This window comes from Candidatus Kryptonium thompsonii, from assembly GCF_001535985.1.
Lineage (GTDB): Bacteria > Bacteroidota > Ignavibacteria > Kryptoniales > Kryptoniaceae > Kryptonium > Kryptonium thompsonii.
Window position 1 is genome coordinate 1 of the sequence record NZ_CZVS01000058.1, and the last position, 12,180, is coordinate 12,180.

12 protein-coding genes are annotated in these 12,180 nt (G+C 37.4%); 6 read left to right on the forward strand and 6 right to left on the reverse strand.

Annotated features, from left to right (window positions below; all coding sequences use genetic code 11):
- A partial coding sequence (locus tag AWW78_RS08320; RefSeq protein WP_047134852.1) for an NADP-dependent malic enzyme occupies positions 1 to 1,700 on the reverse strand: 1,700 nt, incomplete at its 3' end.
- Positions 1,701 to 1,954: 254 nt separating this feature from the next.
- Between AWW78_RS08320 and AWW78_RS08325 the strand changes: the two genes are divergently transcribed.
- From AWW78_RS08325 to AWW78_RS08350, 6 genes are all read left to right on the forward strand, one after another.
- Complete coding sequence (locus tag AWW78_RS08325) at positions 1,955 to 4,603, forward strand: sigma 54-interacting transcriptional regulator (RefSeq protein WP_075426217.1); 2,649 nt, start codon at positions 1,955 to 1,957, stop codon at positions 4,601 to 4,603.
- A gap of 139 nt (positions 4,604 to 4,742) precedes the next feature.
- Positions 4,743 to 5,531, forward strand: a complete 789-nt coding sequence (locus tag AWW78_RS08330) for a hypothetical protein (protein WP_047134853.1) — start codon at positions 4,743 to 4,745, stop codon at positions 5,529 to 5,531.
- A gap of 102 nt (positions 5,532 to 5,633) precedes the next feature.
- Positions 5,634 to 6,524, forward strand: a complete 891-nt coding sequence (locus tag AWW78_RS08335) for a hypothetical protein (RefSeq protein WP_047134854.1) — start codon at positions 5,634 to 5,636, stop codon at positions 6,522 to 6,524.
- Entirely contained in the window at positions 6,521 to 8,503 is a 1,983-nt protein-coding gene (locus AWW78_RS08340; RefSeq protein ID WP_047134855.1) for a transglutaminase domain-containing protein, read from the forward strand. Before AWW78_RS08335 ends, AWW78_RS08340 begins: the two co-directional genes overlap by 4 nt.
- Positions 8,504 to 8,518: 15 nt before the next feature.
- On the forward strand, positions 8,519 to 9,238 hold the full coding sequence (locus AWW78_RS08345; RefSeq protein ID WP_047134856.1) for a FecR family protein: 720 nt from the start codon (positions 8,519 to 8,521) through the stop codon (positions 9,236 to 9,238).
- Positions 9,239 to 9,261: 23 nt separating this feature from the next.
- The gene (locus AWW78_RS08350; RefSeq protein ID WP_047134857.1) at positions 9,262 to 9,561 is read left to right on the forward strand and encodes a cupin domain-containing protein; all 300 of its coding nucleotides are present in this window, start codon (positions 9,262 to 9,264) and stop codon (positions 9,559 to 9,561) included.
- Here the strand turns inward: AWW78_RS08350 and csrA are convergent, their stop codons facing one another.
- The 5 genes from csrA to AWW78_RS08375 all read right to left on the reverse strand — a co-directional run.
- Positions 9,562 to 9,789 (reverse strand): carbon storage regulator CsrA, encoded by a 228-nt coding sequence (gene csrA, locus AWW78_RS08355; protein WP_047134858.1) that lies wholly within the window; start codon positions 9,787 to 9,789, stop codon positions 9,562 to 9,564. It abuts the gene before it with no gap.
- A 28-nt stretch (positions 9,790 to 9,817) separates the two neighbouring features.
- A complete protein-coding gene (gene fliW, locus AWW78_RS08360; RefSeq protein ID WP_075426218.1) occupies positions 9,818 to 10,213 on the reverse strand; it encodes a flagellar assembly protein FliW in 396 nt (131 codons plus the stop codon).
- Between the two features lie 16 nt (positions 10,214 to 10,229).
- Positions 10,230 to 10,976 carry an OmpA family protein gene (locus AWW78_RS08365; RefSeq protein WP_047134860.1) on the reverse strand — a complete coding sequence of 249 codons (747 nt, stop codon included), beginning with the start codon at positions 10,974 to 10,976 and terminating at the stop codon, positions 10,230 to 10,232.
- Positions 10,977 to 10,978: 2 nt separating this feature from the next.
- Positions 10,979 to 11,764, reverse strand: coding sequence for a motility protein A (locus AWW78_RS08370; protein WP_047134861.1), 786 nt, complete (start codon positions 11,762 to 11,764; stop codon positions 10,979 to 10,981).
- A partial coding sequence (locus tag AWW78_RS08375; RefSeq protein ID WP_176696242.1) for a flagellin occupies positions 11,761 to 12,180 on the reverse strand: 420 nt, incomplete at its 5' end. The genes AWW78_RS08375 and AWW78_RS08370, both read right to left, overlap by 4 nt.

A 12,180-nucleotide genomic window follows, 5' to 3' on the forward strand; every position in this document is an offset into this window, starting at 1 on the left:
TGAAGAGCGGGACGAATCGTATCAGGATAGTGAGATGTTAAACCAGAAATTAATCCGTCCGCATCTCCCATCCTTACCATCATCGCACCAAAGTAATTTGGCAAAGCCATGATTTTACGAGCCTCTTTCAAGGTCACACCCTTACGCTGACGCAGGCGATAGTATTCCTCGACATATTCATCAAACCTTGGATATTTCAACGGCTCAACAATTTTGACATCTTTCAAACTAAGTTTATTCTCTTCGATTCTCTGTCTTATTATGTTTTCCGAACCGATCAAAATTGGCTTTGCTATCCCCTCGTCAATTAATATTTGACTCGCTTTTAAAATCTTCGCCTCTTCACCCTCTGGGAAAACAATTCGCTTTGGATTTTTCTTCGCAATTGCAAAAATTGGTCTCATAATTTCACGCGATATCCCAAGGCGAACCTCGAGTTGATGTTTATACTCTTCCCAATCCGTAATTTGAATTCTCGCAACCCCGCTTTCAATTGCGGCTTTCGCAACCGCTGGGGCAACCCAAGTTAAAACGCGCGGGTCAAATGGCTTCGGTATTATGTAATTTCTCCCAAATTCAAGCTTTTCGCCACCATAAGCACGAATAACTGAATCAGGGACATCTTGCTTTGCAAGTTGAGCAAGTGCTCGAGCTGCTGCAAGCTTCATCTCTTCATTTATCGCCCTCGCTCTCACATCAAGCGCACCTCTAAAGATAAACGGAAAACCAAGCACATTGTTAACTTGATTTGGATAATCGGATCTTCCAGTTGCCATTATCACATCATCGCGCGCTTCAATTGCATCTTCATAGGTTATCTCGGGGTCGGGATTTGCCATCGCAAAAACAATAGGATTATCCGCCATTGTTTTTAACATTTCCTTCGTGACGACATTGCCAACGGACAAACCGACAAAAACATCTGCTCCAACAAGCGCATCTTTCAAAGTTGCACCATCACCGAATCTTGTGGTCGCAAACTCTTCCTTATATGGGTTCATACTTTCCTTCCTTCCCTTGTAAATAACGCCCTTAGTGTCGCACATAATTATATTTTCCTTCTTAACACCAAGAAGAACATAAAACCTTGCACACGCTATAGCTGATGCGCCAGCTCCGTTGAAGACAACTACAACCTCATCGATTTTCTTTCCAGCGAGTTCAAGTGCGTTTAAAAGTGCAGCTCCACTTATGATCGCTGTCCCATGTTGATCGTCATGAAAAACTGGAATGCTCATCCTCTTCTTCAGCTCCTCCTCAATGTAGAAACATTCAGGTGCTTTGATATCCTCAAGGTTAATTCCTCCAAATGTTGGTTCAAGTGCTGCGATTATTTCAATTAACTTATCAGGGTCTTTTTCGTTGATCTCAATATCAATTGCGTCAATATCTGCAAATCTTTTGAACAAAACTGCTTTCCCTTCCATAACGGGCTTCCCCGCAAGCGCCCCAATATCACCAAGTCCTAAAACCGCTGTACCATTTGAAACCACCGCAACGAAATTCCCCTTTATTGTATATTCATAGGCAAGATCAGGATTTTTATATATCTCCCTACACGGCTCGGCAACTCCCGGGGTATAGGCAAGTGAAAGGTCTCTTTGCGTTAAACACGGCTTTGATGGTATAATTTCAAGTTTACCTTTTCGTCCCTGACTATGGTATTCAAGGGCTTCTTCTTTACGAATTTTAACTCCCATGGTGGGTCCTCCTTTTAAAAATTTGTTTTAAAGTTTTTAACTAATGAAGGAATGCAAGGTGCTTGTAAAGATAGATATGCTCTACTCATAAAATGTAGTAAAGTTTTGTTTTTCGAAACTTAATTTACCAAAGTCAAACTAAATAAGCAAGACACCGTTGACATCAAATTAAGCGTTATAAACCATCTCCAACTTTTGAAAACTCAAAAGCGCTACTTAAATTAAGTTAAGTCCAAAAACTGTTTGAGATAAAAATGAAAAATAAGCACGGGCTGATCATTGGTTTTTTAATCTCGTTTCTCGTTCTAACGCTTGAAATAGCAAAAATTCCCTACCTTGAAAATCTAAATTCGTTTTTTAACCAACTGAAGTTTAAACTCCGTGGACAACAGCAGGTTGACACATCACTTGTATTTCTATATATTGACGATACCGCAATCCACTCACTTGGCGGATACCCTTTAAAACGAAGCTATTACGCACTCCTCATCGAGCTACTTACAGAATTGGATGTTAAAGCGATCGCATTTGATATACTCTTGCTCGATAAAAATCCCGATTATCCAGAGCGAGACAATCTTCTGGTTTTGACTACGGAAAAATCAAAAAGGGTTTATCTGGGTGGAAGTTTTACAAGTTTTGGAAAATCAGCTGAAGATACAACCCAAATATCAAAAAATCTAAAAAAATTTTTGATAACTGGGAACGATAAAAACTCAAATTTTCTCAAAGGCTCGAATTTTCTTGCGCCATTTGATGAACTTCTTCAAAGTTGTGCAGGGTTAGGGCATCTCAATTATATCCAGCGTGACTTCCCTGAAGAGATTCCCTTGATTGTTCAATTTGGAAAAAATCAATATCTCCCATCGCTCTCGCTCGAACTTGCACGAGTTTATTACGAAATCCCAAGGGATTCAGTTAAAATTTTTGAAGATAAGATTCAACTTGGCAGAATCGAAATTCCAACAAAAAACGGAAAGATACTGATAAACTATAGCGGTGGAACAGGGGCTTTAAAAATGTATTCGGTTTTAGATTTCATAAAATCTTACGATGCGTTTAAATCTGGTCTTGAACCAGAGATTAACATGGGGGAATTTAAAAATAAAATTGTGTTCGTTGGATTCCTCAGCGATGTTCTCGGACAAACGGTTAAAAGCCCATTTCAAGATAAGTTTCCTGCCACTGGGGTTCACATAATGTCGTTAAATACCATAATTCAAAAAAAATTTATAACTAAAACTGGACCCATTCTCAACTTCGTTTTATCTTTTGTCTTATCTGTATTGATTCTACATTTGATCTCATTGCGGAATCTCTCAAATGTTTTAAGGTTTGGGATTTTTCCTGCGTTAACATTTTTGCTCTCCCTTGCGCTTATTACTTTCTTGTTTACACTCGGAATTTCGATTTCAATATATCCTGTCCTTACTGCTTTGTTATCGATATTTTTAGGGATGGTTTATGTTTTTGAGTCTGAAAGAAGAAAAATGATTGAGCTTGAAAATGAGAAAAAGAGAATTGAAGATATGATCAAGGAAAAGGAGATGAAAATAATTGAACTCCAAAGAGAGATTGAAAATTTAAAAGTCGCTGATGAGAAAACGGTGGCACTCTCAAATCTTGAAAAAACTTACGACGAGATAAAGGAATTGACATCAAAGTTTGAGGACCTTTCAGAATTCTCCGAGGTTGAAAAAGCGGAAAAAGTCGAATTCGAGGGCATCGTTTACTCAAAAGGCAGTAAAATGGAAAAAGTCATTTCAACTGTAAAGAAAGTTGCTCCATCGGATGTACCAGTTTTGATAACAGGTGAAAACGGAGTTGGCAAAGAGTTAATCGCAATGGCAATACATAAATTAAGCCCAAGGAAGGATAAAAAATTTATAGCGATAAATTGTTCCGCTATCCCAGAAACATTGCTTGAAAGCGAGCTTTTCGGTTATGAAAAAGGGGCTTTCACGGGGGCAACGCAACAAAAAAAGGGCTTATTTGAAATTGCCGACGGCGGAACAATATTCCTTGATGAAATTGCAGAAACGCCCGAATCATTTCAGGCAAAAATTCTAAGATTCATCCAATCGGGCGAATTTAATAGAGTTGGTGGAACAGAAATTTTAAAAGTTGACTTGCGAATCATTGCCGCAACAAATCGCGATATTGAAAAAGCCGTGAAAGAAGGGAAATTCAGAGAAGATCTTTATTATAGGTTAAACGTCGTCCGAATCCATGTCCCACCTCTACGAGAAAGAAAAGAAGACATTCCATTTCTTGTTGAACACTTCCTGAAAAAATTCAAATCCAGCGATATGAAAGCTTCGCATGCTGTGATGAATGCATTCTTAAACTATGAATGGCCGGGAAATGTCCGCCAGCTTGAGAATGCTATAAAAAGAGCAATCATATTTGCAAAGTCCAGCGGAAGAAACTTGATTCAACTTAAAGATTTACCGGAGGAGATTGCAAAATCAGTGAAGGGAAAAATAGACATCGAAGAGAAAATTTTAAACTTACTTAGAGAGAAAAAATTCTCACACAGCGCGATCTCTGAAACTGCAAATGAACTTGGCTTAAACCGAGGAACGATCAGTGAATATCTGCGAGGAATATGCTTTAAAAATCTATACGAGTGTGAATTCGATCTCATTAAAACATCTATGAAGCTGGCTGAAAATGACGTTGAAGCCGCAGAAAAGGCAAAGAAAAAGCTTATCGAGTACATCCAAAACTTTATAGAGATCATCAACCAATGCAAATCTGAAAACGAAATTAAATCCATCATTAAGTTAAAATACAAAAACCTTCCAGCAAGGTATCATTTTTACCTTGAGGAGTTTGCCTTAAAATTTCATAGGGGCGAACTTACCCTTGAAAACTTAAATCAAAATGACTGGAACCCTTAAACCCAGCAATTTGGGGATGAATCCCAGCATTTTACCTCAAAACTCTACATTGAAAGACAATAAATTTTTCTGGCACGATAATTGCACTATAAGTAAGTGTGAACATGAAAAAACTAAAACAAAATTTGAGGATACTACCATGTTGAAAAAATTATTTCTCCTCGGCTTAATTTCAATGGCAATTATAATCAGCGGTTGCACAAAAGGGACAGAACCATCAGAAACAACCGCAGTCCCAATTGAACTCAAAGCAGTAGGAGAAACATCGGGAAATATAACTTTTGCAAAAGCAGTTGGCCAAGTTGACTCAATAAAAGTTGATTTTGCTATACTCGTTCTCCGCTGGATTCAATTTAAACAAAATATTGATACTGTTAAAGAAGATTCTCTCTGGGATGACCATGATATGAACATGATGCGTGAGAAGATGAGAAGAATGGATGATGATCCAACAATAAGATTTAAAGGACCGTTCTTCGTGACATTAAGAAACAATGAACCAACTCGGATTGCCGTTGATAGCTTGCCACCTGGAAATTACAATGGTATCAAGTTTAAGGTTCATGCTATTGTTCCTTATGACTTACAGGTAAATCCAGCAGTTCCAGACTCATTCCTTGGCAAGAGCATTTATGTTAAAGGTCAAATTTATCAGAATGGTGCTTGGAAAGACTTTGTTTTCACAACTGGAAGAGTTAATACTGAGTTCAAGATCAAGGGAGACTTTACAATTACTGAAACAGACAAAAATATCCCGTATGTTCTCGTCTTTGATTTGACTTCATGGTTCATAGACTTGAACACAGGAAGGATACTTGACCCAAGTGATCCTGGGGATCAGGGTAAGATAATAGGTAACATCGTTGCTTCACTGAAAAACAAGGCGCGTGGTGGCAAGGATAGAAATAGAGATGGCAGGCCAGATTGAGCGCTGAGGGCGCAGTTCACTGAGTGCAAGCTCGGGTCATCCGGGCTTGCACTTTTTTTCTTGAAATGATAATTTAATTCCGAAAGACATAAGTTGGTAAAAATGAAAAAAGTTTTTTACATAATAATTATTCTCGCATTATTTGGATGTGGTAAAAATTCACTGATAATACCGCCTGATGAAGATGGAAAATTGAACGTCGAGGTTAACTATCTTGACGAAACAGAGCCAGTTATCGAGTTTATCAACTCAGCACAAACGGGCATTCTAACCTCTGAAATGATGAATCCGATGGGTTTAATTGTATTAAGTTATTCCCAATTTATTTCCGAATCGGGTAGTAGATATGATACAACCGTCGCGTATGCGCTTTTCCGCGATGTTAATTCACCACCTATAGATATGGGTCGCTGGCGTGAAAGAAGAGGATTAGATATCGGCGATATCTACCTTGAAAATGTAAAGCTTGAAAAGTCATTTAGAAAAATGAGAATCCCATCGCAGGGCCACCATGGGCGAATGGATTCAATCTACGGCATGGAATATAAACTTAAAACAACGAATTTCGAATTCAAACATTCAGCAAAGCATAAATTTAAAATTGTCAACAAATCAGGCTTAGAATACTCTTTCGATTTAGACACACCCGACAAAAAAGACTTGGAAAACCTGCCAGAATATGACGGCGAGAACTTGAAGTTTAAACTTAAGTTAAAAGCTGACTCCTTGGACATAGTCGTAAATACACCTTTGCCAGACGAAGGAGAATTCGCGATGAAACCGATTATGATGCTAAAATTTAAAAACTTAAATACCCAAAAAATTCAGATTGGTCCGAACATTTTAAAGCTTATACCGGATGAATACAAGCAAAATTATCTTATATTTAGCATAGTTCAAAAATATCAAAGAAGCATAAGTATTCCTGACTATCAAGGAAATGTTACTGGGTTTGTGTCATCAACACTTTATTTTAAAGTTAAATTGAGATGAAACTGCGCCCTCTCGTTTTACTTTTTACAGCGCTCAATCTGGCTGTGGCACAAAATTTAACATCGCCACAGGCAACCGCCGTCGCCGGTTTTTCGACATTTGTGAACTCTGCTTTATCATCAACGGTGAATCCGGCAGGTTTGATGAGAATTTACGATTGGAACATAGGATTGACAGGTTATTACAAAACTTATTCAGGTACTAAGATGCACTCGATCGGAATAGCAAAAAGACTTACAGAAACACAAAGTCTCGGTTTTATTTATTCGCCAGGTTCAAGCATTGAATTTGTCTTTCCATCAACTGTGACGATAAATATCGGGACTTCAACCTTAAGGGCTGAATTCCAACGCAAAATAACTTATTCTTCAAATTATACCTTGACATACGCCTTAAAACTTTCAAATAAAATTTCATTGGGTTCATCAGTCCAATACATCTCTCAAAATCTCGTCGAAACAGGCTACAAAATTCAACCAACGGATTCACTCCCACAAGTAAGCCTTGAAACATCGCAATATCAATCTTCTAACCTTAACTCAAAAATCTCATTGCTTTATGAAGTTACCCCAAAAATGTCACTTGCTCTATTGTTTGAAAATTTATCGCTCGGGTTTGGAAGATTTCCAGAACAATTTAAAAATTTTGAATTTGAAGATAAGTTTAAAATCAAAGCATCCGCAGGGTTAGATTTTAAAATTTTAAAATCTGGGTTTGAAGTTTCGTCCATTGGAGAGTTTCGCACTGGGTTTGAAGTTCAACCGATTAAAAATTTATTTTTAAGAAGCGGTCTGTTTTCAGAGAAAGGAAAAATCGGTGGTTTCTCAACTGGGGTCGGATTTAGAAGTGGACTATTTCAGTTCGACCTTGCTTACTTTAAAAATACATCAAATGTTTGGAAAGACGGTAAATTAACGCAAGATGAATTTTTTGAAACGCTTGTGAAAAATCCCGAGTTCGAAAAATTCACTAGGGATGAAGTTACATTTTCAATTTCAGTTGATATGAGTAGGTGGTATGAAAAAAGCTTGAGAGTTAAGAGCCTCAGGATTGAAGATGAAATTTTTCCACACATGCTGAGCGACTTTGAAAAAAGAAATATCGGTTCGGTTGAGATTGAAAACACATCTGATAAAGTTTTAAACGCAAAGATCGATTTTAAACTTTCTTTTCCCCTCGACATCGAAGCTGAGCCAAACGAATTTGAAATAAAACCCCGTGAGACAAAAACAATACCAATTTCAATATCACTTGGGACGGTTAATCCAGAAAATAATGAGCCAATTAAAATAGACGCTTTGTTAAATGTTAAATCAACGAGCGACATCCCCGATGAAGTTAAAAAGTTCAAAATCTTTCTGCGTGGTCGAAATGATTGGAATGGAAATGTTGAAGACTTAAAATCTTTCCTAAAATTTGATTCCCCAGAAATTTCTTCATTTGCTAGAATAGTAATTTTGGAACATAAAGACACACTCGAAAAGATAGATCCAGCGTTGAGAAAATTCTATCAAGCGAAATTTATATTCGACGAACTTTCAAAACATATAATCTATGTAAGTGATCCGAGTTTAAGCATAGATAAAGTTCAATTTCCCGAAGAAACATTGAAACTTCGCACAGGTGACTGCGATGATCTTGCAATTTTGTATGCTTCTTTGCTTGGTTCAATTGGAATCAAAGTTGCTTTTGTTGATGTGAAAGGCTTAAGAAAAATTAACGAATCACATGTTTACATCATATTTGACACTGAAATCGATAAAAAATTTGCTCAGGCTATAACGAGCAACGAGAAAAAATATATCATTCTAAAAAATGAAAGTGGCACTGAAACCGCATGGATCCCCGTTGAAACAACGCTCGTTCACAAAGGATTTGACGAAGCGTGGGAAACGGGAGCTGAACAGTTTTTCAACGACTTTGAAGTTAATCTTGGACATACCAAAGGAAAGGCTAAAATTGTTTTCATCGAAAAATAAAGTTTGGAGTCTAAAATGATCCGAAAAATTTTGATTTTATCGCTTCTCATACTTTCATTCATCTCGCACTCTGTGTCAAGTGAAAACTACACTTACAAAGTAAAGAAGTTAAATGGAACAGCACAGGTGAGACACGGCGCACGGGAAGTATGGGAAAAACTTTCAGTTGGAGATACACTTCGCCCCACCGACACAATTTTTTTGGACAAAAACTCATACATTGAAATTGAAGGGGCTAAAACATTCTTTAAATCGAATGGAAGCTTAATTATTAACATTTCTGATTTAAGACGATTATCAAAAGAAGAACTCTTGCTTCAACTTGCTTTTGAAGAGATGAAGGCAATTCCAGAGATGAAAAAGGATAAACCAAATGCAAGATCAACTGGAATTTACGGCGCTGACATAGAAAAAGAAAAAACAGGTTTGAAGGCGGGTTGGAATTCAGCTAAATTTTGGGCAAGTGGTGTAAAAGCCCTTTTTGAAAACGGATTTTACGAAACTGCATCGATAAGGGCTAAAGATTTAATGTCAAGATTCGATGAGTTAAAGGATGACATTGAACTGAAAATGATAATTGCCACATCGCTTGAAAAACTTGAACTCTACGGTGAAGCAATTTCAGAGCTAAACAAAATAATTTTGACATCGAGAGATCCAAATTTAAACTCTAAAATTGAAAGAAAAATTCAAAACCTTAAACTAAAACTTGCATCTTTAAGGGAAAAACGGTAAAATACACAAAAACTGATTCAATTATGAAATTAACGCGTTGGGATAAGTCATATAAACCAGATGTTGAAGAACTCAAGAATATACTTCGCTCAGAAGGGATGACACCTTACATCTGGATGGATGAACCAGGAACTTACTATGGCAATCATTCCCATGCTTTCGATGAAGTTCGTTGGGTTGTGAGCGGTAAAATGAGATATGGGGTTAACAATGAAGAATTTGTTCTCGGTCCTGGGGATAGGCTCGATCTTCCAGCTGGAACAATTCACTGGGCAAGAGTTGAAGGAGATGAACCAGTAGTTTATTTATGCGCCTCGAAATGATCATTTCTTAAATTCTTTTGCAAAATTTTTTAAGGAATCGCGGCGAATTTTAGACGCCAATTTATTTTCTTTCACTACCCTTTCATAAACTTCCTCACGATAAATTGATACATTGCTTGGAGCTTCAAAACCAAGCTTTATTTGGTTTCCCGAAATCTCAAGCACGGTAACTTTTATATCGTTTCGTATTATGACCGATTCCCCAACCTTTCTTGAAAGTACAAGCATTTTTAAACTCTCGTAAATTTTTCTTTATTCATCCAAATAAAAAATAAGATACTTCAAAATCAGCGTTTTCAAGTATAACCTGCCTGCCCAAATTTTTAACCTTATCAATTACAACTGGCGCTTTTAAATTAACACTTATCTTTGAAATCTCATGGCTTAATGTCACTATCACAAAAAGAGCATAAACTTCGGGATCAAATCCAGCGCGAACATAATAATCTTGAACAACAAGCGATGGCTCAAGAATTGCAAAACCAACCTCAGGCTCATCAACTGAAATCAACCAACGGAATGGTTCACAATCTTCATCATGTATTATGATAAACCTTTTCAAATCCTCAAATCCTATTATTCCCTCAGGGAATGGAATTATTATATTCTCATCAAATTCAACTTCTCCGAATTGTGAATTCTTTATTTTCATCTCATCATCAAAAAATTTAATTTGAAATTTTTCCAAGTACTCCACTTTGAGTTGAAATTACAACTATATCAACCCTTCTATTTTTTGCCCTGTTCTCCTCGGTATCGTTTGGCGCAATAGGCTTATATTCCGAATGCCCAACAATTGAAATTTTCTCAGGGGGAACACCTTTGCCCATCAGGTAATATGCTGTGTTCAAAGCTCTTGCAACTGAAAGATGCCAGTTTGAGGGAAATCGCACAGTATTGATCGGTCTATTATCTGTGTGTCCTTCAACCCTTATCTTATTCGGTAAAAATTTTAAAATTTCAGCAAGCGTATCAAGAACTGCTTTCGCCTCTGGTTTTAAATCTGCGCTTCCCGATTCAAAAAGCAATCTTTCAAGAAGATGAATTGTCAAACCCTCAGTAGATGTTGTTATCATTATTTTCTTTGATTGAATGCTGGAACTTAAAACTGCGTTGAGCTGAGCTTCGAGATTCTGTTGGCTTGATGGTTTAGATGAATTTGCAATCGCATCTAAACTTGATTTCGGGGGTATTGGGGTTACAAGAATCCCTTTGCCGCTAGAAAGAACTCCGCCACCGCCAAAAAGTTGACTAAAAGCTGAAATCCACTGTTGGTACTTGTTCAAATCAATTTGCGACATTGAATAAAGAACAACAAAAAGTCCAAGAAGAAGCGTAATAAGGTCAGCGTAAGTTATAAGCCATCTTTCGATATTCTCATGTTCCTCGGTATGTCCCTTTTTCCTTTTTGACATGATCAAATTTCTATCGCTTGTTCACTTATCGGAAACATTGAATAAAGCTTTGTTTTAATTATTGTTGGAACCTCGCCAGCTTGAATTGCAAGCACGCCCTCAACGATGATTTCAAGCAAAACTTTCTCCTCCGCATGGATTGCCTTTAACCTGTCAGCAATTGGTAGCCAAATAATATTTGCCGAGAACACACCCCAAAGCGTCGCTATAAATGCACTCGCTATATGGTGAATTAATTCATTTGGATCGCCCCCAGCGTTTGCAAGTGTTGAAATTAATCCCATAACCGTTCCGATTATTCCCATGGTTGGTGCATATCCTCCCATCTTTTGAAATACCGTCGCATTAGCCATGTGTCTCTCGGTTATATAATTTATCTCGATATCCGCAATCTCACGGATCGTCTCAGGATCAGTCCCATCGATTGCAAGGCGCAACATCTTTTTCAAAAATGGATGCGATATATTGTTAACCTCCTTCTCAAGCGCAAGAATTCCATCCTTTCTCGCTATGATTGCATAGTTAACGATTGTCTCAATTGTTTCAACTATATTAAATTTTGGCGGGATAAGCGCAAGCTTTATAAAACTTGGAATTTTAAAAAATATCTTTGCTGGCGAACCGATCATCGCCGTTGCGATCGTCCCACCAAAAACAATAAGCATCGCTGGAATTAAAATCAAGGCTCCAAGAGTTCCACCCTCAAGCAAAAACGAACCAAAAATCGACAACACACCAAGTATAAGCCCAACGATAGTTCCAAACTCAAAGTTTGAATTGTTCTTCATCTCAGATAATCAATGATTGTTTTTTGAACTATCCTTCCAGCAACTGCATAAGCCGATTCAAGAATTAGCCTATCTCTTTGCAAGTTTATCGCTTGTTGAGCCATATCCGTATCCTGACGAATTGATAAAATCTCCCTTAAAATGGTATTTTGCTTCTCAATCTGCTTCTGTAAAAGCAAAAATCTGTTCATCAAAGCCCCAACATTCGACGCCTGACTTACAATAAACTCAAAAATTTCATTAAACCTTTGTAGAAGCGAATCACTCGGTCTTGTCCCATTCCTTAATAAATTTTTTATCTGAAGTATCAAATCAAAAATCTCTCTCCCGCCAAATAATTCCTCAACCGTGAAATTAACCTTTTCATAAACCCCATCGTTAACCTCAAATTCTATCACACCATTGGATAAATCCAC